This window comes from Larkinella soli, from assembly GCF_003703975.1.
GTDB classification, from domain to species: domain Bacteria; phylum Bacteroidota; class Bacteroidia; order Cytophagales; family Spirosomataceae; genus Larkinella; species Larkinella soli.
Genome location: NZ_QTJY01000001.1, coordinates 972034 through 997844, shown reverse-complemented (window position 1 = coordinate 997844; position 25811 = coordinate 972034). Strand labels below are relative to the sequence as shown.

The following is a 25811-nucleotide window of genomic DNA, read 5'->3' as shown; positions in this document are numbered from 1 at the left end:
AACGACCCGGTGTATGTGGAAGCCGCCCGCCAACTGGGCGAATGGATGCTGCGGCAGGGCCGGACGCCCGCGCAGCAGCTCCAGGCCGGTTTCGGCCGGCTGCTGCACCGGCCGCTCTCCGGCCCCCGGCTGGCCGTTCTCCTGGCGACGTACCGGAAGGCCGAAACCCAATACCGCCGGCAGCCGGAGGAGGCCCGGAAGCTGATGGCCTGCACGGAAGCCACCCCCGAGATGGCGGCCCTGACGGTGGCCGCCAACGTCCTGCTGAATCTCGACGAGGTGGTTACGAAAGAGTAACCGGCGGAGTGGTTTCCAGCCACTGGAGCAGCAGGGTGTTGAACCGTTCGGATTCTTCCAGCTGCGGAGTGTGGGCGCTTTTCTCCAGGACTTCGATGCTCAGGTTTCGGAACCGGCTGCGGACCCGGTCCCACATGGACGGCGGGCCGATCAGAAAGTCGTAGCGGCCGAGCAGCAGGAGAACCGGTTTGTCGAATTGCTCGAGTCCGGTGGTGATGTCGATGTCCCGAAACACTTCGCCCCAGGCAAAATCGATCATCGCCATGTTGGTGTACACGTCTTCCCAGAGGGCGGCCGCATCGAAATCGGCCTCGTACCAGCTGCGGGGGCCTGCGCCGAGGCAGTAGGCCACGAACCGTCGTTCCGGGGCGGCTTCGATCAGATCCGGGATGCGGGCCATCTCCCGGTCAAGGGCGGCTTTGCGGCCCGGGTCGGCTTCCTGATCGAAAAAATCGTCGGCCAGTCGGTGGCTTTCCTCACTGAAATCGGGGCTGGCTGCGATCAGTACGACATGCGTGACGTACTGCGGATACTTTTTGGCATATTCGAGGGCCATGAAAGCGTGTCCCGAATGGCCCATCACGATGAATTTTTCCAGCCCGAGCGCCTGCCGGACCGCTTCGAAATCGTCCAGAAGCACCTCCAGCCGATAGTCTTCGTTCGTCAGATCCGGGGAGGGGGGCGGCACGAAGCCGCGGTGGTCGATGTGAATGAGCTGCAACCGGTCGTGAAGGCGGCCCTGGAACGTTCGGGGGTAGTAGACGGAGCTGCCGATGACCAGAACCGGTGTTCCCTCCCCGTCGATGCGGTAGCCGAACCGGAACCCCCGGACCTCGATGGTGCCTGCTGTTGCCATGCCTGCGTATAGTCAGATCGTGTTGAGCTTTACGGTATTCCGGGGCAAAGATAAGGACCACCGGCCGGGCTTTGGTATCGATCCTCCGCAAGTTTTGTTTGATTTGTTTTATTTTTTGGCCCTTTCCTAGTAATTTTCTGATTGCTAAACCGCAATTCGTATTTCAAACATAACCCTATGATGAACCGTAGAGAAGCCCTGGCCCGTGTGGCCCTGCTCATGGGTGGCGTACTGACGGCCCCGACCCTGCGGGCCTTCGCCGACCAGCCGGCCGGCTCCGCTTCGCTTCCCCCTCTGCCGGTCACCTTCCGTCTGACCGATGCGCAGCGCCAGATCGTGGCGGAAGTTGCCGAACACATCATTCCCCGAACCGACACCGCCGGAGCCAAAGACGCCGGCGTGCCCGCCTTCATTGAAATGATGCTCAACGATTGTTACAAGGCTCCCGAACACGAAAGCTTCCTGGAAGGGGTGACCGATCTCGAAAAGCGCGGCTTCCTCGCGCAGTCGAAAGACCAGCAGGTCGCTACCCTCCGTGAGGTGGAAACCCAGACGAAGGAACTGATGAAGGCCTACCAGGTCCAGAGCGTGAAGCTGGGCGACAACGTGGATGCCGTCACCATGTCGAAAAAGGCCAAAGGCGTGCCCTACTGGCGGCTGATGAAGGAACTGACCCTGCTCGGTTACTTCACCTCGAAGGAAGGCATTACCCAGAACTTCGACTACCAGCCCGTTCCCGGGCGGTTCGAACCCGTGAAATGGAAGCCCGGTCAGAAAGCCGTCGTCTACTAACCTGTGAATGAACCCTCAATGAACCTGAATATCGATTCGAAACAACAGCAGACCTTCGACGCCATCGTCGTGGGGTCGGGCATATCCGGCGGCTGGGCCGCCAAAGAACTGACCGAAAAGGGCCTGAAGGTCCTGTGTCTGGAACGGGGTCGTGAAATCACGCACGTTTCCGGTTACGAAACCGCTACCAAGGACCCCTGGGACTTTCTGCACCGGGGCCGGCCCGACAACATGGCGGCCGAGGAGTACTGGGCCGGGATGCGGACGGGCTACACCGCCAACGAGGAGCACCGCTACCTGTTTGAAAACGACAAGCAGAATCCCTACATCGAAAAGCGGGGCGGTATGGACTGGATCCGGGCCTACCACACCGGCGGGAAATCGCTGCTCTGGGGCCGACAGTCGTACCGGCTGAACAAGGAGGACTTCATGGCGAACGCCAAAGACGGGATCGCCGTCGACTGGCCCATCCGGTATGAAGACCTGGCGCCCTGGTATACCTACGTCGAAAAATTCGCCGGCATCAGCGGCCAGAGCGAAGGGCTCGACGTGCTGCCCGACGGCTTCTTTCTGCCGGCCATGCCGCTGACCGCCCCGGAAAAACACTTCAAGGCCAAAGTCATGGAAAAACTCGGCCGCCCCGTCACCATCGGCCGGGCTGCCCACCTGACCAAGCCGATGGCCCACCAGACCGAACTGGGACGGGCGCAGTGTCAGTATAGAAACAAGTGTATGCGGGGCTGTCCGTACGGGGCTTATTTCAGCTCGCTGTCGGCTACGCTGCCGGCCGCCAACCGGACCAAGCGCCTGACGATGGTCCACAACGCCATCGTGGCCGAAATTCTGTACGACGACAAAACCCAGCGGGCCAAAGGGGTGCGGGTGATCGACCAGAACACGCTGGAATCCAAAGAATATTTTGCCAAAATCATCTTCCTGAACGCCGGTGCCTTCGGCTCGACCTCGATTCTGATGAACTCGAAGTCGGATCGCTTCCCGACGGGACTGGGTAACGAGAGCGACCAGCTCGGCCGCAACATCATGGACCACCACCTCGGTGTGGGAGCCGGTGCGCGCGTGGAAGGCTTCCTCGACGACTACTTCTTCGGATCGCGTCCGAACGGGGTATACATCCCGCGGTTCCGGAACTGGGGCAAAGACAAACGCAGCTACCTGCGGGGCTTCGGCTACCAGGGCGGTGCGGGCCGCAGCGACTGGAGCCGGGGCGTCGGGATGGACGGTTTCGGGGCCGATTTCAAGAAAAGCCTGCTGGCGCCGGGCCAGTGGAACATCGGTTTCGGCGGCTTCGGAGAGATTCTCCCGAACCCCAACAACCGCTTCACCCTCAGCCCCGACCAGAAGGACAAATGGGGGCTGCCGGTGCTGGTCTTCGAAACGGAACTGGGTGAAAACGAACTGGCGATGCGGAAAGACATGGCGAACGACGCGGCCGAAATGCTCGAAGCCGCCGGGTTCAAAAATGTCAATACCTACAACAGTCCGAACACGCACATCGGCCTGGGCATTCACGAAATGGGCACGGCCCGGATGGGGAAAGACCCGAAGACCTCAGTGCTGAACAAGTTCAATCAGGTGCATACCTGCAAAAACGTGTTTGTCACCGACGGTTCGGCCATGGTGTCGGCCTCCTGCGTCAACCCTTCGCTGACCTACATGGCGATGACGGCCCGGGCAGCCAATTTCGCCGTAGAGGAGCTCAAGAAACGGAACCTCTGAGCATAAATTTCAAATCATGGCAGGGCCCCCGGTTTCGCATTGAAACCGGGGGCTTTCTTTTTAAAGACAAACGGAACGAAGTTTTTTTATCCGGGCCGATAACCTGAAGCAGGCTGGGGGGATACATGGGTGAACGCATTTTCAATTTCACTATAATCCTCATCGATCATGAAAAAAATGATCCTTACCGCCCTGGCCGCGGCCTCCTTCGCTTCGGTGCAGGCCCAGTCGAATACGCTTTCGGTCAGCCAGTCCGGCAATGGCAACCAGGCGCCCGTCATACAGTCGGGGAGCGGCAACACGCTGACGCTGAGCCAGACCGGCAACCGGAACAATGAGTCCGGAAGCCAGATTGTACAAACCGGAACCGGGCATACGGGGGCCATCGACGTCACCGGCGACGAAAACTCGGTTTCTTTTATTCAGAGCGGGCTCCGCAATACCGGCTCCGTTACGACCTCGGGCAACGGCAACGGCGTCAATCTGGCGTTCGGGAACACGGCCGAAAATGAAGCCAGCATCCGCCAGACCGGGAACGGCAACTTCACCTCCGGTTTCCTTGACTACGGTGCAACCGGCAATCAGGTGGCCGTCGACCAGACCGGCAACGCCAACACGGCCTCGGTCTGGGTCCGGTTTTCGACGAACAGCAAGGTGACGGTGGTGCAGGAGGGAGATGGCAATCTGGCCGATGCTTCGGCTTATTACTACGGCGACAACAACCAGGTGACGCTCACACAGGCCGGCGACCGCAATACCGGGTATTCGCGCTCCCACCAGGGCAGCAGCAACGAGGTGTCGCTCCTCCAGACGGGCAGCGATAATTCGGGCAGTGCGCTGAACGATAACGGAAACGACAACCGGGTATCGCTCACGCAGTCCGGCGACCGAAATACCGGGTTTGCGGCTTCCTTTTACGGCAGCAACAACCGGATCTCTCTCGTTCAGACAGGGAGCGACAACATCGGACAACTGACCCAGAGCGGAGGAGACAACCAGTCTTCGATGACCCAGACCGGCACCGGCAACCAGGGGTCGCTGGTGCAGGCCGGAAGTGATCACACCGCCCAGATCGTGCAGGAAGGCAACGGCAACCGGCTGATGGGACTGGAAACCAACTATGCGTCCCCGGCGCTCCAGTACGGCTCCGGCAATACCCTTCAGCTTTCCCAGCTCAGCGACGGAAACAGCCTGCGGATCGGTCAGACCGGTAACCAGAACACTGCCACGATCCTCCAGGGGCCCCGGTAAACCGCTGTACAGGAACAATTAAAAAAGGCCGTTTTGAACGGCCTTTTTTAATTGTTGAATAAGAGATTAATTTACTTCGGCGGATTTTTCGGATCAAATCCTCCACCGCCGGTCCCCCCGCCGGTTCCACCTCCGCCGGTTCCTCCGCCACCCGGCAGATCGATACCTAATTTCGCTTTAATCTTTTTCAGGTCATCCAGCGCGGCAGAAAGTTTTCGCTGAAGATCCTGTAACATTTTGATCTGTTCATCATTCCGTGCGTCTTCCATAGCCCATGAACTGGTTAAAGGTTTTATTTTCATGAAGTTAGGGAATTGTTCCGTCAATAGCAGATTTTGCAGGGCCCGTAGCTCAGTTTCCTGTAAAGCAACATGAGCAAGGTTTATCTACTCTGTTTTTCGATCATAGAAATCCGGTAAAGAAGTCAATGGAATAACGCCTACGCGTGAAATCTTTTTCCAGAGGCTTCGCCCGACAGGAAAAGATAAAGTTGGTTCACCAGCGGAAAGCGTTGGTTCCATGTGCCGGGATTCGATTCGAAAGCATCGTGGATGGTGAAGCTGCTTGTTGGTCGGCACCCTTGCATTTGCTGGTATAAATTTTCCAGAAGGTGAGGAATCAGAATCTGAGGACGGCTCTTTTGGGAAGTGTTCGGGAGCGTTTTCTGAACTTGGCATAACCAAAGGCATGAAGATAAGATTGCCCGGTCACTGCGATGTTCAGCTTCTGCTCAGAGCATAGACAGACTAAGGACTTGCACCCTTTGCCGGCCGTCCTTTGGTTGTAGTCTGAAAGACTCTGACAGAAAAAACACTAAACTTCGCGGTTCAAAAGCAGGTGAGCCGAAAGAAGAAAACAAACATCCGGCGAATGACCGCCCCTTCCCGGCCCCACAATAAAAAAATCGTGAAGTCGGGCGGGTTGGGGAGCATTTCGGGGTGGGATGGGGTTACGAGGGTAATTGCAACCAATTTTAACCCCGTATTTCATGAAAACGATTGCCTTGTATGGATTCGGTCGCATCGGGCGGCAATTTCTTCGGGTCGCCCTCGGGCAGAACCTCTTCGCTCCCTTCTCCATCTCCGACATCAAAGACGAACCTACCCTGGCGGCCCTTTTTGCGGTCGATACCAACTACGGACGCTGGCATGAGCCGGTTTCCGGCAGCGAAGGGGTGATCAAAGTCGGTGACCGCGAAATCCGCTACCTGAATTCCGCGAAGGAGGTACCCGACTGGGGCGCATTAGGGGTCGACCTCGTCGTCGACTGTACGGGCCGGGCCACCACCCGCGCCGGCGCTCAGGCCCACCTCGACCGGGGAGCGAAGCACGTGCTCGTCAGCGCCCCCAGCAAATCCCTGGACGACTGCGACGCCGTCCTCCTGAAAGGCATCAACCTTGAAACTTTCGACCCGGGGCAGCATAAGATCATCAGCATGGCCAGCTGTACGACCAACGCCCTGGCCGCGCCCGTCAAGGTCATCCTCGAAAATTTCGGGATCCAGTACGGTCTTTTTTCTACCGTCCACTCCTATACGAACTCGCAGTCGCTGACCGACCAGCCAATGAAAGACCGGCGGGATTCCTGGGCTGCGGCCGAGAACATCATCCCGTCTTCGTCGGGGGCGGCCCGGGCGCTTCAGTTCATCTGGCCCGACCTGAAAATCACCGGAAAAGCCTACCGCGTGCCGACCCGGACGGGCAGCATCGCCGAACTGAACCTGATCACCGAAAAGGACTGCACCGTTGAGGAGGTCAGGGATGCGTTCCGGAAGGCCGCTGCCGAGGGGCCGCTGAAAGGCGTCATGGACGTGCTGGAGGGTGAGTGGGCTTCCTGCCGCATCGTCGGCGACCCGCATACCGCCCTGATCGACCTGCCGCTGACCGCCAAACAGGGCCAGCTGCTGTCAATTGCCTCCTGGTACGACAACGAATGGGGCTTCTCGGTCCGCCTGGCCGAAGTGGCGGCCTATCTGGCCGGACGTATCTGAACCGGCCGCCCTCCCCGGCAGGGAGGTTTATGTCTTCTCGTTTTTTTGATCTACTTTCGGGCCGTTTCCGGCCGAACCGAGCGTTTCGGTTCGGCCGGAAACGCCAGAAAACGACCCTTCCGAATCCCTGCTCAGTGCCCAACAGCGAACCCCAAATAAGAACCGTTCAGGTGACGCGCTACGTCACCCCCCTGCGCGAAGGCGGCTCCCTGCCGGCCATCGTCGAAGCCGACGACGGCTTCCTGTACGTGCTGAAGTTCCGGGGCGCGGGGCAGGGGGTCAAGGCGCTCATCGCCGAACTCATCGCGGGCGAAATGGCCCGGACGCTGGGTTTACGGGTTCCGGAAATCGTTTTTGCCCATCTCGACCCGGTGTTCAGCCGCCTGGAGCCGGACGAGGAGATTCAGGACCTCCTGCGGGCCAGCGTCGGACAGAACCTCGGCCTGCACTATCTCTCCGGCGCCGTTACATTCGACCCCGTGGTGAACGCCGTCGACGCCGACCTGGCCTCCCGGATCGTTTGGCTGGACTGTTACCTGACCAATGTCGACCGGACGGCCCGCAACACGAACATGCTCATGTGGCACCGGGAGCTCTGGCTCATCGACCACGGCGCTTCGCTCTACTTCCACCATTCCGGCCAGCCGTGGCCGGAACAGGCCGTGCGGCCTTTTGTCCAGGTGAAGGACCATGTGCTGCTGCCCCGGGCCACCGAACTGCCGGCGGCCGATGCGGCCTTCCGCGCCCTGCTGACGCCCGAACACATCCGCCGGATCGTCGGGCTGGTCCCGGACGAATGGCTGGCCGACGAAGCGGGGTTGATGACCGTGGAGGAGCAGCGACAGGTATATATCGGGTTCCTAGAAACCCGTTTGGCCCATTCAGAAATTTTTGTCAGGGAAGCGCAGCATGCCAGAGAAACACGTATTTGAATACGCCGTCCTTCGGGTGGTTCCGCGCGTCGAACGGGAAGAGTTTCTGAATGTCGGCGTGATCGTCTACTGCCCCGCGCAGGGCTTTCTGAAAACCCGGTACGAACTGACCGGGGGACGGTTGCAGGCGTTCACCGCCGAACTGGACCTCGACGAGGTAAGGGAACGGCTGTCGGCCTTCGAGCGGGTGTGTGCCGGCCGGAAGGAGGGAGGGCCGATCGGGCAGCTGCCGATGGCCGCCCGGTTTCGCTGGCTGACGGCCAACCGCAGCACCATCGTCCAGACCTCGGCCGTCCACCCCGGTTTGTGCGCCGATGCTGCCGAGACCCTCGACCGGCTGTTCCGGCAGCTGGTATTATAGGCCAGTTTCCGGTGGAAGATTCTGCCGGTTTGGTTATCTTTGAGGTCGAAACCGGCGCACCTAAGTCATCCGCCGGAACATTGGATCGATATTTTGAGTCCATGCACAGGATTTTTGCTCTCTTTGCCCTTTTGTTCGTTTCCGGGTTGGTCGTCGGTTCGGGGATTCTGGAAGAACCCTGGAAACCGGAACAGCTCCTGGCCCCCGCCGACCTGGCCCACCGCATCACCCACCCTGACCAGCCGCAGCCGCTGCTGATCTGCGTCGGTCCGGCAGGGCCGATCAAAGGCTCACTCGAAGTGGGTCCGGGCAAAGAGCCGGAAAATATCGATACACTGAAAAGCCTGCTGGCGAAAGAATCCCGCGACCGGCAGATCGTGATCTACTGCGGCTGCTGCCCCTTCATCAAATGTCCCAATGTGCGGCCGGCTTTCCGGTTGCTGAACGAGCTGGGTTTCAAAAACCACCGGCTGCTCGACCTCCCCAATAACCTGAAAGCCGACTGGATCGACAAAGGCTATCCGCTCGGCGAGTAAAGCCCCGGCTGCCCATATTTCCCGGGCGGTCTTCTATTCTTTCTGAAACTCGACGGTGTGTTTGACGGTGGTGTCTTTGTCTTTCGTGTCGAAGAGCCATTTCATGGTTTGGCCCTCCACGATCAGGTCATATTCCTGCTGGTTGCCCTTATGGTCTTTCATCAGCACCTTGTCGCCGTTGACCGACCAGGTGGTTTTGCCGCTGGGCATAAATCTGGCTACCGCTTTCATGATCACGTTGCCCAACGGGTTCTGGCACCCCTTGACGGGCCGCATCGTAACCGTGCCGTCGGCATTCAGCGTCACCCCCATGTCCTCGCTGCATCCGCCGTACAAATCCTTGAAGTGGGTATAGATGTCTTCGACCCCGTTCTGGGCCGGCGAAACCCGATGGGCGGTCATCCGCCAGGAGCCGGTAATGTCGGGGGCTGCGGAGGGCCGGAATCCGGCGCAGAGCACCAGGAGCAGGGCCGGGATCGAAAAGAAAAGGGAAATCGGTTTCATCGCAGGGGATGGGAGTAGCTTCCCGGTTGGTTCTAACGAATTTCCTCAAAATCAGGCACTTTGGCAATAAACTGGTCCTCCCTTTGAGCAAACGGTTGGGAGATAGGAAGATTCACAAAACACTTGTCTGATAATTAGGTCGTTTTTCTGTCTGGTTATAACCCTGAAAAGAATCGGGTATGAGGTAATTCCGCCGGACCCGTATAAAAAACAATACCCGGCTCAGAGGGCCGGGCTGTCTGTTCAATTCTGTCTTAAGTATGAATAATCAGTTATTTTAATAGGTACAAACTATATGCCAGATGTTACCGAATTGTGAATTTTTTTTCTAAAATTTTCGCTGCGGTTCAATGGATAACCTGAAGCATTTCTTCGATACTGTGGAGCAGGTCTTCGACCGAAAAGGGTTTTGCCAGAAAGGCGTCGACCTGAACGCGGGCCAGACCCTGTCGGGCCAGCGGACGGTCGGCACCGGACATCAGAATGACCGGGATTTTAAAAGGCAGGCTTTTCAGACTTTCAATGACTTCCAGGCCGCTCTGTCGCGGCATGAAGAGATCGAGCAGGAGCAGGTCGGGTCGTCGGCGGTGGTCCCGCAGCCAGTTGAAGGCTTCACTGCCGTCACGGGCCGCCAGGACATCGTATCCGGCAAGGGTCAGCTGGTAGGTCAGTAAGCGTCGGATGATGGCGTCATCGTCGGCAATGAGAATCGTTTTCTTTTTTTGCATCTTGGCGGCATTCTTTGGAGAATTACGGTAGGTAAATGCCTATCTTTAAATATCAAAAAGTGAGCCATTCAGAGCCCTGAAGGCTACCGAATAAGAACTTTTTCGTCAGCGGAAAACCCTTCATTTCGATAGGATAATAGCCATATTGGGCCGCCCGCCGGCAATTGATTTTCTGATAATTACCGATGAACCCCCAACTCGCCTATGACCGCTGGGCCGCCCGGTACGATACCGATGCCAACCGCACCCGCGACCTTGAAGCCCTCGCCCTGCGCGAAACCCTGGATGACCGGTCCTTCGACCGCTGTCTCGAAATCGGCTGCGGGACCGGGAAGAATACCGTATGGCTGGCCGACCGGACCGGTGAACTGCTGGCGGTAGACCTTTCGCAGGAAATGCTGGAAGCCGCCCGCCAGAAGGTGATTTCCGACCCCGCCAGGCAGGCGCACGTTCAGTTTCAGCAGGCCGACCTCCGGCAGCCGTGGTCGTTCGCCGAGGGCCGGTTGTTTGACCTGGTCACGTTCAGCCTGGTACTCGAACACATCGAATACCTTCCTCCGGTTTTTGAGAAGGTCGCGGCCGTGCTTTCCCCCGGCGGCCTGGTGTATGTCGGAGAACTGCACCCTTTCAAACAGTATACGGGTACCAAAGCCCGGTTCGACACCGAGGAAGGACGGCAGGTGGTCGCCTGTTTCAATCACCATATTTCGGATTTCGTCGGAGCCGCCGGAACATACGGCCTCCGGCTTTCGGCGCTCCGGGAGTATTTCGATGAGGACGACCGCACGCGGATGCCGCGCATTCTGACGCTGGTGTTCCAAAAGCCCTGAAAACGCGAAAACCGGCCTTCAGAGCCGGTTTTCGCTAAAATATCCTTCTTTTGTTTAGCGGAAGAACGGCTGGAGATCCCGGTCTTCGCCCTTCCACTGCGCCACCCGGGCCAGCGCGCCGACCAGCGGCTCCTGAATGAATCCCGGAATGCCGTCCAGATAGGTTTCGCTATATCCGAGCAGCAGAAACAGGTGCCAGATGTTCTTCGGGAAGGGAGCCCCTTCCTGCCACTGACCGGTGTTGGTCAGGCCGTAGGCCGCCCGGATGGATTTCTCCAGCCCCCGGGCCGGGGAGACTTTCACCCGGATCAGGATGGTCGAATCCTGGTCATTTTTGAAGTAGTGCAGGGACTTGCGGGGGGCGGTCACGGTTTCGCCCTCCTTCACCGGGACCACCTTGCCGTCCAGCCCGACGCTCAGCGTACCCTTCAGCACTGTAAACTGCTCCTCGAAGGCCTTGTGGTAGTGCCAGTCGTTTCCGCCCTTCGGTTCGATCTCCACCTGCACCAGCTCGTAGGCGCCCCCGGTTTCGCGGCCGGTTTTCAGGAAAGTGGTGGCGTAATTGCCTTCCGAGTTCACCACGGTGCGGGGCGGGTTGCCGGGGATGCGGAAATCGACCGGCGGCAGGAAGGCGGCAAAGGTGATCAGGGCCAGGAAGGCGCTCCCGATCAGAAAAACCGGCAGGCCCAGAACCGTGTACAGCAGCCGGAACCAGAGCGGGCTTTTGCGTTTCCAGAGCCGGTAAACACCGATGGGGTAGATCAGGAGGAGAGCGGCTTCCTTCAAAGGGAAGGAGCGGGCGGAACGCGGTTCCGCGATTGATTGTACGGTTGTTGTCGTGTTCATGATTTGTTGTTTTTTTGTGTGACAAAGATTCAACCTCCTGACCGAAAGTGATTTATTGGAAACGGAGAGAGATTTACTCAAAATGGATAATCCTTCCAACGACGTCCTGGCAGGCCGGTTCAGCCGGATGGAACACCTGCTGATCACCCGGAATCAGCGGTATACGGAAGTGGAGACGCGGTTTGAAGAACCCGGTCTGGCGTCCGGGCAGGCGCGCATCATCCAGATGCCGGGCCTGTTTCTGCACCATCTCCGGATCGATCCGAAGGAAATCCTGACGATGGACGCGCCCGGAGACGGAGAGGAAATCGAATCCGTCTTTATTTTGCGCGGCCGGCTGACCTCCCATTTCGAACGGCATTCGGGACCGGTCCGTCTGCAGAGCGAACGCCACGCCTTTCAGTATACCCCGGATTTTTCTTCGCGCCATATCCTGGAACCCGAGCCGTTCGAAGCCTTTCACGTTCATTACGACATTCCGTTTCTGAAGTCGCTGCTCGGGGCAGCCGGCAGCGTCCCGACCGACGCCCTCGTCGACTCGCTCGAACGCGGAGAGCCGTTTTTTCCTTCCCCCGACAAACTTCGGTTCGACGCCCGCATGGAAGAGGTGCTGCGGGCAATGAAAGATTGCGCCTTTCTGAGAAGCACGCGATACCTGTACCTGGAAGCGAAAACCCTCGAACTCTTTGCCCTTCAGCTGGATGAGGTCACCGGGCGGGGCCTGCCTTCCGGCTCCTCCATTCGTCGGGAAGACGGAAAAACGCTGGCCGAGGTTCATCGATTCATCGAACTTAACTACCTCGAACCGCTGTCGCTGACCCAGCTCTGCCGCCAGTTCGGGCTGAACGAGTTCAAGCTCAAAAAAGGCTATCGGGAACAATACGGAACGACGGTTTTCGGCCATATCCACCAGTTACGGATGAGGAAGGCGAAGGCCCTGCTCGCGGAAGGTTCCATGACCGTTTCGGAGGTGGCCGACCACATCGGCTACGCGGGCATCCATGCCTTCTCGGCGGCTTTCAAAAAGGCCGTGGGTTATCCGCCCAGCCGCTTTTTCCGGGCCGGAAGCAGGTAAATTACCGCTTTCCCCCGCTTTATCCGGGAAATCATTCGTATGAACTACCGCAGACTCGGCCGGACCGACCTGGATGTCTCTATTCTTAGTTTCGGAGCCTCGCCCTTAGGCGATGTCTTTGACATTACGGATGAAGCGGAAGGCGCCCGGGCCGTTCATTATGCCATCGACCACGGCATCAACTTCTTCGACGTCGCCCCGTTCTACGGCGACACCCTGGCCGAAACCCGTTTGGGAAAAGCCCTCAAAGGCCGGCGCAACGACCTCTTTCTGGCAACCAAATGCGGCCGCTACGGCAACGGCGTCTTTGATTTTTCCTACGACCGGATCATGCGGAGCATCGACGAGTCGCTCGGGCGGTTGCAGACCGATTACGTCGATCTGCTGACGGTCCATGACATCGAGTTCGGCGACCGGGCGCAGGTGCTGAACGAGGCCCTCCCGGCGGTGCAGAAGATCAAGGAGATGGGCAAGGCCCGGTATATCGGTTTTTCGGGGCTGCCGGTGCGGTATCTGGCGCAGATCGCCCGGGAAGCGGAGGTCGATTATGTGTTGTCGTGGGGGCATTACAACCTGCTCGAAGACGAAATCAACGACGAACTGGTGCCGCTTTCGAAGGAACGCGGTTTCGGGCTGATGAATGCCGCCCCGCTGCTCCAGCGCATCCTCTCCGACGCCCCGGTTCCCGTCTGGCAGAACTCCCCGCCGGAAGTGAAGGACGTGCAGCCGAAGCTGCTGGCCCTGTGTGCCGAATACGGCGTGGCCCTCAGCGACGTGGCCCTGCGCTATGCCCTCGACCACCCCGACATCGCCACCACCATCGTCGGCATGTCGGAACGGGGGCAGGCCGAACGCAACATCCGGGCCGTGGATTTCCGGATTCCCGACGGCCTGCCGGACCGGATTTCCGAACTCGTGGCCCCGGTCAAAAACCGGATGTGGTTCGAAGGAAAGCCGGAGAACAATATTCCCAAGCCCTGAACCTGTATGGATACCATCAAAGCCCTTGTGCTGGTCGAACCCGGAAAGACCGAGGTTCGCGAGATTGAAAAACCGTCGCCCGGCCCCGGTGAGGTGCTGCTCCAGGTGAGCAAGGTCGGTTTCTGTGGCGGGGACCTGAACGGCTACCGCGGCCTGTTCGAATTGCAGGAATACCCCAACGTGCTGGGCCACGAAGTCGGCGCCGTGATTCTGGAAGCCGGCCCCGGCGTTCCGGACCAATTCCGCCCCGGCATGGCCGTAACGATCAATCCCTACCTGAACTGCGGCACCTGCGTTTCCTGCCGGAAAGGGCGGCCCAACGCCTGTCAGGACAACAAAACGATGGGCGTCCGGCGGCCTGGCGCCATGACCCGCTGCATCACCGTTCCCTGGGAAAAAGTATTCACTTCCCAAACACTGTCCCTGCGGGAACTGGCCCTGGTGGAACCCCTGACCGTCGGTTTTCACGCGGTGGACCGGGGGCGCGTGGCGGCCGGCGAAACCGTGGCCGTCATCGGCTGCGGCATCGTGGGCCTGGGCGCCGTGGCCGGTTCCGCCGACCGGGGGGCACGCGTCATCGCCATCGACATCGACGATTCCAAGATGGAAATTGCCCGGAAAGCCGGAGCCGACTACGGGATCAATACGACGAAGGAGAATGTCCACGAAGCGCTGCTGGAGATCACCGACGGCGACGGCCCGGACGTCATCATCGAGGCCGTGGGCAACCCGGCCACCTACCGCATGGCCGTCGACGAGGTGGCTTACACGGGCCGGGTGGTTTATATCGGCTACGCCAAAAAACCGGTTGAGTACAATACCGGCACCTTCGTGCGGAAGGAGATCGAGATTTTGGGTTCACGCAACTGTCTTGGGGATTTTCCGCACGTCATCCGGTATCTGGAGTCGGGAAAGTTTCCGGTCGATGCCGTCATCAGCCGGGTGGTTTCGCTCGATGAGGCCGGTCCGGCGCTGGCGGAATGGTCGGAAAACCCGGGGCCGATTACCAAAATCATGGTCGATCTTGACGCCTGAACCGGAATGATCCAATCCTGTGTGACGATAGCGCTGGTGCCGGAAATCAAAACCGGCCCCTGGATTTACTGGGATGACCTGGAAGCCGGGATGGCCGCGGCTGCCGAACTCGGTTTCGACGCCGTGGAACTGTTCACGGCTTCGGCCGATGCCCTGGACCCGGACCGGGTGGCTGCCCTCAGCGAACGATACGGTCTGAAGATCGCGGCCGTCGGCACGGGAGCGGGGAAGGTCCTGCACGGACTGACCCTCACGGACCCGAATCCGGAAATCCGCCGAAAGGCGACCGGCTTCATCCGCGACATGATCGGTTTCGGGGCGCGGTTGGGCGCGCCGGCCATCATCGGTTCCATGCAGGGTAACGCCACGCCCGGTATCGACCGCCCGCAGGCGCTGGCGTGGATGTCGGAAGGGCTGAACGAACTCGGAGCGTTTGCCGGAAAGCTGGGCGTCAAACTGATCTACGAGCCGCTGAACCGCTACGAGACCAACCTGATCAACCACCTCGGCGACGGCGTGGACCTGCTTCAGTCGCTGGAAACCGACCGTGTGACCCTGCTGGCCGACCTGTTCCATATGAACATCGAGGAGGCCTCCATCCCGGAAACCATCCGGACCTGCGCGACTTTTATCGGGCACGTCCATTTTGCCGACAGCAACCGCCGGCCGGTCGGTTTCGGGCATACGGAGATGGGAGAAATTGCCCTGGCGCTTCAGGAAGCCGGTTATGACGGCTACGTTTCCGCCGAAGCTCTCCCCTGGCCCGACCCCGACCAGGCCGCCCGCCAGACCCTGAACGCCTTCCGGCACTTTTTCCCAACCCAACGCCCCAACCCCTAAATCCCTCAACTCCCCAACTATTATGCAACGCTTCTGCCTCGCCCTCGACCTCATCGACGACCCCGACCTGATTGCCGAATACGAACAATGGCACGCCAAAGGCGTCGGCTGGCCGGAAGTCCGCCGGAACGACCTCGACGCCGGGGTGCTCGACCTTCAGATATACCGGACCGGCAACCGGATGGTCATGATTCTGGAAACCACCGACGATTTTACGTTTGAGAAAAAAGCCGCCATGGATGCCGTCAACCCGAAGGTGCAGGAGTGGGAGGAGCTGATGTGGAAATACCAGCAGGCCCTGCCCTGGGCCAAACCGGGGCAGAAATGGGTACGGATGGACCAGATTTTCCAGTTTGAAAAACCGGCCTGACGGGGGCTGATTTCCAGGACGGCAAAGTTGCGATTGGATGAGTAGTATTTTAAATTTACTACTTTCTCTTTTGGTAATGCCATAACACGTCACATGGTTAAGGTCGCTTCCTGGAAATACCTGATGGCCGCCGGTCTGCTCGGCCTGCTGAGTTTTACGACATCCCTCGACATCGCCCTGCCGGACGATCCGGGCCCGAACGGGCCGTCGCCCGAGCGTTCTCCGGCCGCCGAGCTGGCCACCTTCCGGGTCGAACCGGGCCTGAAAGTGCAGCTGGTGGCCGCCGAGCCGCTGGTGCAGGACCCCGTCGTGATGACCTTCGATCCGGACGGACGGCTCTGGGTCGTCGAGATGCGCGGCTTCATGCCGACCATCGACGGCAAAGGGGAGGAGCAGCGCGTCGGGCGGGTGTCGGTGCTGGAAGACCGCAACGGCGACGGGAAAATGGACGTCGGCACCGTGTATCTCGACAGCCTGATCATGCCCCGGGCGCTGGCCCTCGTGCCGGGCGGGGCGCTGGTGGTCGAGAACAAGGCCCTCTGGATGACCGAAGACCGCAACGGCGACCTCAAAGCCGACAGCAAAACCCTCATCGACCCGGATTACGTCGGCAACGGACTGCCCGAACACGCCCCGAACGGCCTCTGGCGCAACATCGACAACTGGTACTACAACGCCAAGGCACGGGTGCGGTACCGTCTCAACGACGGCAAATGGGAACGGGACAGCACCGAATTTCGGGGGCAGTGGGGCATCAGCCACGACGACGAAGGCCGCCTGTACTACAATTATAACTGGTCGCAGCTGCACGCCGACCTCGTTCCGCCCAATACGCTCAACCGCAACCGTAACCATACACCCACGACCGGCATCGACCACGGCCTCACCATCGACCGGCGGGTATATCCGATCCGGGCCAACCCGGCCGTCAACCGGGGGTATATTCCCGGCACGCTCGACAAGAACGGCCGGCTTCAGGAATTTACGGCCGCCTGCTCCCCGCTGGTCTATCGCGGGAAAGCCCTCCCGGCTTCGTTCTACGGCAACGTGTTCGTCTGCGAACCGTCGGGCAACCTCATCAAACGCAACCTCGTGGAGGATAAAGGAGTGATCCTGTCGGCCACCGACCCGCATCCCGGCACCGAGTTTCTGGCTTCCACCGACGAGCGGTTCCGGCCGGTATTTCTGGCTTCCGGGCCGGACGGGGCGCTGTATGTCGCCGATATGTACCGGGGCCTGATTCAGCACGGTGCCTACGTGACGCCCTACCTCCGTGAACAGACCCTCGCCCGCAAGCTGGTTTTGCCTATTCACCGGGGCCGCATCTGGCGGATCGTTCCCGAAAACTGGAAGGCGCCCAAGTCCGTCCGGCTTTCGAAGGCGTCCGTTTCCGACCTGATCAATGAACTGTCCAGCCCCGACGGCTGGCACCGCGACATGGCCCAGCGGCTTTTGGTGGAGCGGAAGGATCAATCGGTTGAAAAATCGCTGGTAGCGCTGGCGCAGAAAGGCCCGGCTGCCCTCGGCCGGTTTCACGCCCTCTGGACCCTGGACGGCCTGAAACTGAGCCGCCCCGAGGTGCTGCTACCGCTGGTATCCGACCCCGACCCGCTCATCCGGACCACGGCCACCCGGCTGCTGGAACCGCTCGCCCGGGCCGACCGCAACGTGCGGGAAAAGTTGGGTGAGGCCCTGTTGAAAGAATCGGCCAACGCTCCCATCGAACAGGTGCTGCAAATGGCCCTGACGGCCGAGGTGCTGGAACCGGCGGCTGCACAGCCGCTGCTGGCCGGCATCGTCGAGCGGCACGGCGACACTCCGCTTCTGAGGGATGCGGTTATGAGCAGCCTCCAGAACCGGGAATCCGCGTTTCTGCAAAGCCTGCTGAAATCGCCGAATTGGCAAAACCGGGAGCCGTCGCGCGAGATTTTCGTGGAGATGCTGGCAACCTCCGTCATGCGAAAACGCGACCCGGCCGAGCTGACCACCCTGCTCGATCAGCTCAATACCGGGTCCGACCTCGGCTGGAAGGAAAAAGCCATCCTGACCGGGATGACCATCGGCGGGGGCAGCCGGAAAGCCAAACCCGTCGCCCTGGCGTCGGCTCCGGCCCTGCTGACGCGGTCGGATGCGAAGATCGACCCCGCCCGGCTGGCCGTGCTGTCGACCGTGTTCGAGTGGCCGGGGCACACGGTCGACCGCAGCAGCCCGACGAAAAAGACATTGCTGAGTGACGAAGACCAGAAGCTGTTTGCCCAGGGCAGGCAGCTCTACCTGAGTACCTGCTCGGGCTGCCACGGCACCGACGGCGCGGGCCTGAACCGGTTTGCTCCCCCGCTCATCGGCTCCGACTGGGTGCTGGGCGACCAGAAGCGGCTGGCGCTGATTATCCTGCACGGGATGGAAGGGCCGGTGGATGTGGTCGGCAAGACGTATAATGCCCCCGAAATCCTGCCGGTGATGCCGTCCCATTCGACTATGGACGATGCGTCCATTACCGCCATTCTGACCTATATCCGCAATGAGTGGGGCAACAATGCCGGTCCGATGGGCCGGCGGGTGGTGGGCATGACCCGCGTCACCTCGCAGGGCCGGGTGGTGCCCTGGACCGCGAAGGAACTGAACAAATACATCCTTCAGGCCCAGGCCGAAAGCGGTAAATAAAGCCCCCAACTCATTAACTCATTAACTCCTGAACACCTTAACTCCTGAACCATGAAAACACCTCCACCCGTCGATTCCGGCCCCGGCCGTATGGAAAGGCGGGATTTTCTCCAGCGGGCGGCTCTCGGTGCGGCTGCCCTGGCCTTCCCGAAGGTTCCCGGTTTTCTGAAAGACGTACCGATGGGCGTCGTGGTCCATTCGTACGCCAGTCGCTGGAACTCAAAAGTGCAGAGCCGGAATTACCCCGCATTTACCAACGCCCTCGACCTGCTCGAACACTGCCGGCAGATCGGGGCAGGCGGGGTGCAGGTGGTCGTGAAGGACTGGACGGCCGATTTCGCCCGCCAGGTGCGCGAACGCCGGGAGAAGCTGGGCCTCTACCTCGAAGGCTCCATCGGCCTGCCCAAAAAACCGGAAGACGTGGCGGTATTCGAGAAGGAGGTGGTCAACGCCAGGGAAGCCGGAGCGCAGATTCTCCGGACGGTGACGCTGGGCGGACGGCGGTATGAGACGTTCAAAACCCGCGATGAATTCGAGAATTTCCGGAAAACCTCGCTGGCCTCCCTTCAGATGGCCGAGCCGGTGCTGAAAAAGCACAAAATGCGGCTAGCCGTCGAAAACCATAAGGATTACACCTCGAAAGAACTGGTGACGGTGCTGAAACAGATCGGCAGCGAGTGGGTGGGGGCCACCATCGATTTCGGCAATAACCTCGCCCTGCTCGAAGATCCGATGGAGGTCGTGGAGCGGCTGGCGCCCTTCGTGCAGAGTGTTCATATCAAAGACATGGCCGTGGATGAGTATCCCGACGGTTTTCTGCTCTCGGAAGTCCCGCTCGGCAGCGGGATTCTGGACCTGCCGAAGATGATCGCCCTCTGCCGGAAGGCCAACCCGGCAGTGACGTTCAACCTCGAAATGATCACCCGCGACCCGCTCGAAATTCCCTGCCTCAAAAACGAATACTGGGCGACCTTCGACCACACCCCGGGCGCCGAACTGGCCCGGATGCTCCGGACCGTCCGGCAGCAGAAATACAAGGCCGGTCTGCCCCGGGTTTCGGGCCTGAGCGCCGAGGACCGGCTGGCGGCCGAGGAGAAAAACATCGTTTCCAGTATTTCCTACAGCAAGGAACGGCTGGGCCTGACCTGATTCGCATCACCTGAACAACCGTATGAGTAAAGAAACCTTACCCGGAATCCGACAATTCGATCTGAGCGGGAAAACCGCCGTAATTACCGGTGGCTCCAAGGGGCTGGGGCTGGCGATGGCCGCCGGCCTGGCCTCGGCCGGAGCCTCCGTCCTGCTCGTCAACCGCAACCCTGACGAAGGGGCCGCAGCCGCCCGCGAGCTGAGTGAGGACTTCGGGGTCAAAGCCGTCTCCTTTTCCGCCGACATCGCCCAGCCGGGACAGGCCGACGCCATGGCGCAGGCCGCCCTCGACGCCTTCGGCCGGATCGACATCCTGATCAACAGCGCCGGCATCAACATCCGAGGGCCCATCGATGAGGTGACGCCCGACGACTTCGACAAGGTCATGCGGGTGAACGTCAACGGAACCTGGCTCTGCTGCCGGGCCGTCACCCCCCAGATGAAGCGGCAGGGAAGCGGCAAAATCATCAATCTGGCCAGTACGCTGGGTCTGGTCGGGCTGGCGAACCGCACGCCCTACACGGCCAGCAAGGGCGCCGTCGTGCAGATGACCCGGGCGCTGGGCGTGGAGCTGGCGCCGTTCAACATCAACGTCAACGCCATCTGCCCCGGCCCGTTCCTGACCGAAATGAACCTGCCCATCGCCGATACCGAAGACGGGCAGAAGTTCGTCGTCGGGGCCACGGTGCTGGGTCGCTGGGGCCACCTGCGCGAAATTCAGGGGGCGGCCATTTTCCTGGCGAGCGATGCGGCCTCCTATATGGTGGGCTCGCTGATCACCGTCGACGGCGGCTGGACGGCCCGGTAACTCAACCCAAACCTTTTCCTGACCCCAACCCCCGACTATGAACCTCACAAGCGGAACCACCAGACGAACCCGGGTTCGGTATGGTATGCTGGCCCTCCTGTTTTTCAACATCGTCATCAACTACCTCGACCGGGCCAACATCTCGGTGGCCGGAACCGCCCTGAGCAAAGACCTGAACCTTTCCACCGTGGAACTGGGCCTGATCTTTTCCGCTTTCGGCTGGACCTACGCCCTGCTTCAGATTCCGGGCGGGCTGATCGCCGACCGCTACGGGCCTCGTTTTCTGTATGCGTTCTGCCTCATCACCTGGTCGTTGGCGACGCTGGCGCAGGGGTTCGCCCGCGGGTTTACGAGCCTGTTCGGACTGCGGCTCGCCACCGGGGCGTTCGAAGCCCCCTCGTACCCGATCAACAACCGCATCGTGACCAGCTGGTTTCCGGACCACGAACGGGCCTCGGCCATTGCCATCTACGTTTCGGGGCAGTTCATCGGGCTGGCTTTCCTGGCGCCGGCGCTGGCCGCCATTCAGGTGTATTTCGGCTGGAAGGGGCTGTTCCTGATCACCGGGATGGTGGGCCTGGTCTGGGGCGTGGTATGGTATGTTCTCTACCGCGATCCCCTCGACCATCCGAAGGCCAACCGGGCCGAACTGGATTACATCGAAGCGGGGGGAGGAATGCTCCACGGCCGGAAACTGGTCGAAGGAAAAGAGGGCGGTTTTCGGTGGAGCCAGCTGAAGCAGGTGGTTTCCAGCCGGATGCTGTGGGGCGTCTACATCGGTCAGTTTGCCGTGAACGCCATTCTCTGGTTCTTTCTGACCTGGTTTCCGACCTATCTGGTCAAATACCGGGGCATGGACTACATCAAATCCGGCTTTCTGTCGTCCATTCCCTTTCTGGCCGCCTGTGCCGGTCTGCTGCTGTCAGGCTTCGTGTCGGATCGTCTGGTGAAGAATGGCCGCTCGGTCGGGATGGCCCGGCGTACGCCCATCATCCTCGGGATGCTGGTATCGATCTCCATCGTCGGCGCCAATTATACCAATAGTACCGCCATGGTCATCTTCTTCATGTCGCTGTCGTTCTTCGGAGCCGGTATGGCGCTGATTTCCTGGGTATTCGTCTCGCTTCTGTCGCCGAAGCACCTGATCGGGCTGACGGGCGGGGTGTTCAATTTCATGGGAAACCTGGCTTCCATCGTGGTGCCGATCGTAATCGGTTTCCTGGCGAAGGACGGCGATTTCCGGCCGGCGCTGGTGTTCATCGGGGCGCTCGGTCTGGTCGGGGCGCTGTCGTACACTTTTATCGTCGGGAAGATCGAGCGGCTGCCATCGGGTGAGGACAAGGAAGCCGGGGCGCTGCTGACCGAAACGAAATAGTTCTCACTCATCATCAAAGGAAAAGGCGCCGGTCCCTCCGGCGCCTTTTTTGTGACCCTTCCGGGTTTTTTCCTTCTAAATGGGAATTGCCGTTTACTCATAAGTAGGAAAATATTTCTGCTTAAGTAAACTACCGGTTACAATCTTTTGTACCTTGAGAGAACTTTTGAAGGAATACCCACCATGAATCACCGTCCTGAACCTGGCCGGTATTACTACATCCACAGCCAGCCTTCCTTACTGACCGAATCGCTTCTGAAAACCCTTCAGCCGCCGAACCGTCCCCAGCCGATTCGTCTGACCAAACCCTGGCTCACCTCCTTCGGTTTCCGGCCCGATGCCTCCGCCCACTCCTGGATTCGGGATGACAGCCGGCTGGTGCCCGGCCTCAACTGCTGGGTCTGCGTCGCCACCCGCCGGTACATCAAGTTTGTGCATGAGTTGCAGGACTGGTATCTTGAGGTATACGGCGAGGAACTGAGCCTGACCGAAAGCGCTCTGCACCGCCTGGTTTCGTACGCTTCCTGAGAGTATTTCCGGGATTTCTGTCCGTCGCGAGCCGGTTGGTCGGTGCGCCGACGATCGCCAACGGGCTGTTCGGCAGCCGCTATCAGCGTTTGAATTCCGGGGCCCGCATCACCTGGATAAAATCGTTGCTCCGAACCAGGTTTTCGGGGTCGATTTCGGTGTTGAGCGAACCCAGCGGAAACTCCAGGGCCAGTGAGGCCTTCTCTTCCTCCTCCAGTGATTCCCACCAGGCCACGACCCGTTTGTTGGGATCTTCCGGGAAGGTGCGGGATGCCTCCCGGTATTTTTCGAGGAGAATGTCGGAATACGGGCTGATGGTGGTCAGGGCGTACACCTTCCGGCTGTACTGGTCGTCAGGGACTTTATAAAGACGAAGGGTAAATTCATTGTAGTTCAAGGGGTTGTTTGTTGTACTCATAAACTCTATCCGAATTTTTGGCGATTTGGGCGTAAGTTACCTATCATTGTGAATCATTGACCGATTCGGAGCCGGTTTGTTTGGTAACCCTTTCCTCCCGGACAAAATCTTTGAGTTACCGGTTGGCCGGGCCGGGCCGGAACGGCGGTAGAAACGGCCGGTTTTCCGCTTTTACAGGCATAGAAATCCCAAAATCGTTACCGTATGAAAACCAATCGCAGAACTTTTCTGCAACAAACCGCCGGCCTGTTCGGCGCGGCCGGACTCATGACGGCGGCCGGCGTGGAGGCCCTGGCCGGTTCCCCGTCCGGCGGCTCGAAAGCCGGAAAACCCTACGTCGTATTTGTAACGGGAGATCATGAATACAGCAGCGAGCTGACCCTGCCGCTGATTGCCGCCGAACTGGAAAAGAATTACGGGATGCGGACGAAGGTGCTGAAGTCGTACCCGGACTATAACGGGGAAAAAGACATTCCGGGACTGGAAGCCCTGAAGGAGGCCGATCTGGCGGTGTTTTACCTGCGCTGGCGGCTTCTGCCCAAAGAACAGCTTCAGCATATCGAGGATTATCTGAAATCCGGCAAACCGGTGATGGGCTTCCGGACCACCACCCACGCCTTCAATTATCCGGAAGGGGATGAGCGGCAGAAGTGGAACGCCTTCGGGGAAACGGCGTTCGGCAGTCCGCCGGGCTGGGGCGGGGCGGCCAAACATACTCACTACGGCCACCAGAGTACCACCGACGTCACCGTCATCCCGGAAGCGGCCGGCCACCCGATCCTGACCGGGGTGGCTCCCTCGTTCCATGCGGCTTCCTGGCTGTACCGGGTGCTGCCCGATTATCCGGCCAAAGGAGCCGTGCCGCTGCTGATGGGCAAATCCGTCAATCCGGACAAGGCGGCCATCGACAACCCGGTGGCCTGGACCTGGCAGAACGGCTTCGGCGGCCGGGCCTTCATAACCACCCTCGGCCACCCCGAAGACTTTCAGATCGAAGCGTTTCAGCGTCTGGTCATCAACGCCATTCACTGGGAACTCGGAAAGCCGGTCCCGAAGAAGTGGAAGGGCAAAATCAGCATCGACGTCCCCTACGGCCATCCCAAAAAATCCTGATCGGCAAAAAGCCGGTTTCGGCCGGCTTCTCCTAACCCAAAATCCTGATTTGTTATTATGTCGGAGTCGAATGCGTCTTCTCAGCCGGCTGAAAAGCGGCTTTCTCCCATAGGATTCAACGTGCTGGCCTGGACGGCCGTCATGTCCGAAAAACTGAACCCCATCGTCGAGCGGCTCAAAACCATCGGGTACGACGGAGTCGAATGTTTCATCGACTCCACCGACGTGTCGGAATACCGGAAATTCGGCGACCACCTGAAGCAACTGGGTCTGCAAAGCACGGCCGTGACGGTGGTCGGGCCGGATGCCAACCCGGTTTCGGATTCGGCGTGGGTGCGGGAGCAGGCCGTCGATTTCCTGAAGGGCGTCGTTGACCGGACCCACGCCATGGGCGGCACCGTCCTCTGCGGTCCCATTCACTCGGCTTTTGCCACCTTCAGCCGCCGGGAGCCGCAGAATGTGGAGTATGACCGGAGCGCCGAGGTGCTGAATCAGGTCGGAGAGTATGCCCGGCAGGCCGGTATCGTGCTGGCGGTCGAAGCCCTCAACCGGTTCGAGTGTTACCTCTGCAATACCATGGCCCAGCTCCGCGAACTGGTCCGGCGGGCCGATCATCCCAACGTCCGGGCCATGTTCGACACCCACCACGCCAACATGGAGGAAAAGCGGTTTCCGGAAGCTATCCGGACCATTGCACCAGTGCTGGCCCACGTGCATATCAGCGAAAACGACCGCGGCACGCCGGGCGACGGCCATGTGCCCTGGGACGACACCTACCGCACCCTGGCCGAACTGAATTACGGCGGCTGGCTGACCATCGAGGCTTTCACGCGCAACGACGTCGATTTCGCCAACGGCATCAATGTCTGGCGGGAATACAACGACCCCTGGGATGTGGCCGAAAGCGGGTTTCGCTTCATTAAAACGAACCGCGACCGGTACGCCGACTAACCCCCTTTCCGGCCCCAGACCGCGATGATCGGGTGGGAGAGGACGAACGTCCGGGTTTCGGCTTCGACCTGTCTGAATTCGCGGAGCAGAGCCTCCAGTTTGGCTTCCGAGATCAGGTCCCGGCGGAGAAGCGTCGGCCCGACGGCTTCGGCGGTGAGCCGGTAGAGCCGTTTCAGGGCGGCTTCTTCGCCGGTTTCGTATTTCAGGGTACCCAGAACGCCGACCTCCTCCAGGTCCAAGGCCCGGAAATAGCTTTCCATTTTCCGGCCGATGTAGGCATCGTTGAACAATTTGGTGAAAAAACCGCCCAGCCGGGTATAAGCCGGTCGTTCCGGGAAACACTGGATGGCGGTGGCATCGGGCTCCTGAGCGAACACGAGCCCACCCGGCTTACAAACCCGTTTCATCTCCTGCAGGACGAGGGGCACATCGGGAACGTGCATCAGAATATACCGGCTGAACACAAAGTCGAACCGGCCTTCTTCAAACGGCAGGCGGCCGGCCTCCCCCTGAACAAATTCTACCTTCACCCCGGCTGGAAACGACTTCTGCCGGGCCACGGCGAGCAGGTTTTCGTCCTGATCCAGTCCGGTCACGGTGCCGTCCGGATACACCTCGGCCAGCAGTCGGGTCGTTTCCCCGATGCCGCATCCGACATCCAGAATCCGGGCGCCCGGCGGCAGTGGAATCGCCGACAGGGCCGGCCGCGTGTGAGGGGCGAGGACCTGCGCCAGCAGGATCTGCCGTTCGAAGTTTTTTTCGTCGATGGTGTAGGCCATGGGAGGAGGGAAGAAAGCCAAGATACGAAATATCGGCTTTCCGGGGGCGGAAATGAAAAAGCCGG

At 60.0% G+C, this 25811-nt stretch carries 27 protein-coding genes and 1 pseudogene; 21 read left to right on the top strand and 7 right to left on the bottom strand.

Annotation, left to right across the window (positions count from 1 at the left end; translation table 11 throughout):
- Positions 1–297, top strand: a pseudogene (locus DX909_RS29460) (hypothetical protein); the annotation flags it as partial.
- Here DX909_RS29460 and DX909_RS06280 read toward each other — a convergent pair.
- A complete protein-coding gene (locus tag DX909_RS06280) occupies positions 284–1153 on the bottom strand; it encodes an alpha/beta fold hydrolase (protein ID WP_128544249.1) in 870 nt (289 codons plus the stop codon). The pseudogene DX909_RS29460 and the gene DX909_RS06280 sit on opposite strands and share 14 nt — an antisense overlap.
- Before the next feature lie 177 nt (positions 1154–1330).
- Here DX909_RS06280 and DX909_RS06275 point away from each other — a divergent pair, with 177 nt between their 5' ends.
- The 3 genes from DX909_RS06275 (at position 1331) to DX909_RS06265 (ending at position 4933) form a co-directional block, all read left to right on the top strand.
- Positions 1331–1945: a gluconate 2-dehydrogenase subunit 3 family protein gene (locus DX909_RS06275; protein ID WP_310589832.1), complete on the top strand. Its 615-nt coding sequence runs from the start codon at positions 1331–1333 to the stop codon at positions 1943–1945.
- Between the two features lie 18 nt (positions 1946–1963).
- Positions 1964–3682 carry a GMC oxidoreductase gene (locus DX909_RS06270; protein ID WP_128544248.1) on the top strand — a complete coding sequence of 573 codons (1719 nt, stop codon included), beginning with the start codon at positions 1964–1966 and terminating at the stop codon, positions 3680–3682.
- A gap of 168 nt (positions 3683–3850) precedes the next feature.
- Positions 3851–4933 carry a hypothetical protein gene (locus DX909_RS06265; RefSeq protein WP_128544247.1) on the top strand — a complete coding sequence of 361 codons (1083 nt, stop codon included), beginning with the start codon at positions 3851–3853 and terminating at the stop codon, positions 4931–4933.
- A 71-nt stretch (positions 4934–5004) separates the two neighbouring features.
- Here DX909_RS06265 and DX909_RS06260 read toward each other — a convergent pair whose 3' ends face one another.
- Complete coding sequence (locus tag DX909_RS06260) at positions 5005–5235, bottom strand: hypothetical protein (protein ID WP_128544246.1); 231 nt, start codon at positions 5233–5235, stop codon at positions 5005–5007.
- A 686-nt stretch (positions 5236–5921) separates the two neighbouring features.
- Here DX909_RS06260 and DX909_RS06255 point away from each other — a divergent pair.
- From DX909_RS06255 to DX909_RS06240, 4 genes are all read left to right on the top strand, one after another.
- Positions 5922–6923 carry a type I glyceraldehyde-3-phosphate dehydrogenase gene (locus tag DX909_RS06255; RefSeq protein WP_128544245.1) on the top strand — a complete coding sequence of 334 codons (1002 nt, stop codon included), beginning with the start codon at positions 5922–5924 and terminating at the stop codon, positions 6921–6923.
- Between the two features lie 134 nt (positions 6924–7057).
- The gene (locus DX909_RS06250; protein ID WP_128544244.1) at positions 7058–7855 is read left to right on the top strand and encodes a HipA family kinase; all 798 of its coding nucleotides are present in this window, start codon (positions 7058–7060) and stop codon (positions 7853–7855) included.
- A complete protein-coding gene (locus DX909_RS06245; RefSeq protein ID WP_128544243.1) occupies positions 7833–8216 on the top strand; it encodes a DUF3037 domain-containing protein in 384 nt (127 codons plus the stop codon). Before DX909_RS06250 ends, DX909_RS06245 begins: the two co-directional genes overlap by 23 nt.
- Before the next feature lie 101 nt (positions 8217–8317).
- Complete coding sequence (locus tag DX909_RS06240) at positions 8318–8752, top strand: rhodanese-like domain-containing protein (protein WP_128544242.1); 435 nt, start codon at positions 8318–8320, stop codon at positions 8750–8752.
- Between the two features lie 33 nt (positions 8753–8785).
- Here DX909_RS06240 and DX909_RS06235 read toward each other — a convergent pair whose 3' ends face one another.
- The gene (locus DX909_RS06235; RefSeq protein ID WP_128544241.1) at positions 8786–9256 is read right to left on the bottom strand and encodes a lipocalin-like domain-containing protein; all 471 of its coding nucleotides are present in this window, start codon (positions 9254–9256) and stop codon (positions 8786–8788) included.
- Between the two features lie 347 nt (positions 9257–9603).
- Positions 9604–9984 carry a response regulator gene (locus tag DX909_RS06230; RefSeq protein ID WP_128544240.1) on the bottom strand — a complete coding sequence of 127 codons (381 nt, stop codon included), beginning with the start codon at positions 9982–9984 and terminating at the stop codon, positions 9604–9606.
- Between the two features lie 185 nt (positions 9985–10169).
- Here DX909_RS06230 and DX909_RS06225 point away from each other — a divergent pair, with 185 nt between their 5' ends.
- Positions 10170–10814: a class I SAM-dependent methyltransferase gene (locus tag DX909_RS06225; protein WP_128544239.1), complete on the top strand. Its 645-nt coding sequence runs from the start codon at positions 10170–10172 to the stop codon at positions 10812–10814.
- 54 nt (positions 10815–10868) lie between these two features.
- On the opposite strand, the gene DX909_RS06220 is transcribed toward DX909_RS06225, so the two are convergent.
- Positions 10869–11660: a cupin domain-containing protein gene (locus tag DX909_RS06220; RefSeq protein WP_128544238.1), complete on the bottom strand. Its 792-nt coding sequence runs from the start codon at positions 11658–11660 to the stop codon at positions 10869–10871.
- 82 nt (positions 11661–11742) lie between these two features.
- On the opposite strand from DX909_RS06220, the gene DX909_RS06215 reads away from it, so the two are divergent.
- From DX909_RS06215 to DX909_RS06170, 10 genes are all read left to right on the top strand, one after another.
- The gene (locus DX909_RS06215; protein ID WP_128544237.1) at positions 11743–12735 is read left to right on the top strand and encodes a helix-turn-helix transcriptional regulator; all 993 of its coding nucleotides are present in this window, start codon (positions 11743–11745) and stop codon (positions 12733–12735) included.
- 39 nt (positions 12736–12774) lie between these two features.
- Entirely contained in the window at positions 12775–13716 is a 942-nt protein-coding gene (locus DX909_RS06210) for an aldo/keto reductase (RefSeq protein WP_128544236.1), read from the top strand.
- A gap of 6 nt (positions 13717–13722) precedes the next feature.
- On the top strand, positions 13723–14751 hold the full coding sequence (locus DX909_RS06205; protein WP_128544235.1) for a zinc-binding alcohol dehydrogenase family protein: 1029 nt from the start codon (positions 13723–13725) through the stop codon (positions 14749–14751).
- A gap of 6 nt (positions 14752–14757) precedes the next feature.
- Positions 14758–15591: a sugar phosphate isomerase/epimerase family protein gene (locus tag DX909_RS06200; protein WP_128544234.1), complete on the top strand. Its 834-nt coding sequence runs from the start codon at positions 14758–14760 to the stop codon at positions 15589–15591.
- Positions 15592–15613: 22 nt separating this feature from the next.
- Complete coding sequence (locus DX909_RS06195; RefSeq protein WP_128544233.1) at positions 15614–15961, top strand: L-rhamnose mutarotase; 348 nt, start codon at positions 15614–15616, stop codon at positions 15959–15961.
- Between the two features lie 93 nt (positions 15962–16054).
- Positions 16055–18625 (top strand): DUF7133 domain-containing protein, encoded by a 2571-nt coding sequence (locus DX909_RS06190; protein ID WP_128544232.1) that lies wholly within the window; start codon positions 16055–16057, stop codon positions 18623–18625.
- 90 nt (positions 18626–18715) lie between these two features.
- Positions 18716–19774: a sugar phosphate isomerase/epimerase family protein gene (locus DX909_RS06185; RefSeq protein ID WP_128544300.1), complete on the top strand. Its 1059-nt coding sequence runs from the start codon at positions 18716–18718 to the stop codon at positions 19772–19774.
- A gap of 22 nt (positions 19775–19796) precedes the next feature.
- Positions 19797–20582: an SDR family NAD(P)-dependent oxidoreductase gene (locus tag DX909_RS06180; RefSeq protein ID WP_128544231.1), complete on the top strand. Its 786-nt coding sequence runs from the start codon at positions 19797–19799 to the stop codon at positions 20580–20582.
- 37 nt (positions 20583–20619) lie between these two features.
- The gene (locus tag DX909_RS06175) at positions 20620–21957 is read left to right on the top strand and encodes an MFS transporter (RefSeq protein ID WP_206512964.1); all 1338 of its coding nucleotides are present in this window, start codon (positions 20620–20622) and stop codon (positions 21955–21957) included.
- A 183-nt stretch (positions 21958–22140) separates the two neighbouring features.
- Positions 22141–22485 carry a hypothetical protein gene (locus tag DX909_RS06170; protein ID WP_128544230.1) on the top strand — a complete coding sequence of 115 codons (345 nt, stop codon included), beginning with the start codon at positions 22141–22143 and terminating at the stop codon, positions 22483–22485.
- A gap of 82 nt (positions 22486–22567) precedes the next feature.
- Here DX909_RS06170 and DX909_RS06165 read toward each other — a convergent pair whose 3' ends face one another.
- Positions 22568–22882, bottom strand: a complete 315-nt coding sequence (locus DX909_RS06165) for a hypothetical protein (RefSeq protein WP_164851204.1) — start codon at positions 22880–22882, stop codon at positions 22568–22570.
- Between the two features lie 225 nt (positions 22883–23107).
- Between DX909_RS06165 and DX909_RS06160 the strand changes: the two genes are divergently transcribed.
- Together DX909_RS06160 and DX909_RS06155 are read left to right on the top strand one after the other, a co-directional pair.
- Complete coding sequence (locus DX909_RS06160) at positions 23108–24016, top strand: ThuA domain-containing protein (protein WP_128544228.1); 909 nt, start codon at positions 23108–23110, stop codon at positions 24014–24016.
- 57 nt (positions 24017–24073) lie between these two features.
- Positions 24074–24967 (top strand): sugar phosphate isomerase/epimerase family protein, encoded by an 894-nt coding sequence (locus DX909_RS06155; protein ID WP_128544227.1) that lies wholly within the window; start codon positions 24074–24076, stop codon positions 24965–24967.
- Here the strand turns inward: DX909_RS06155 and DX909_RS06150 are convergent.
- Complete coding sequence (locus tag DX909_RS06150) at positions 24964–25746, bottom strand: class I SAM-dependent methyltransferase (protein ID WP_128544226.1); 783 nt, start codon at positions 25744–25746, stop codon at positions 24964–24966. The genes DX909_RS06155 and DX909_RS06150 overlap by 4 nt on opposite strands.
- Between the last annotated feature and the right edge of the window lie 65 nt (positions 25747–25811).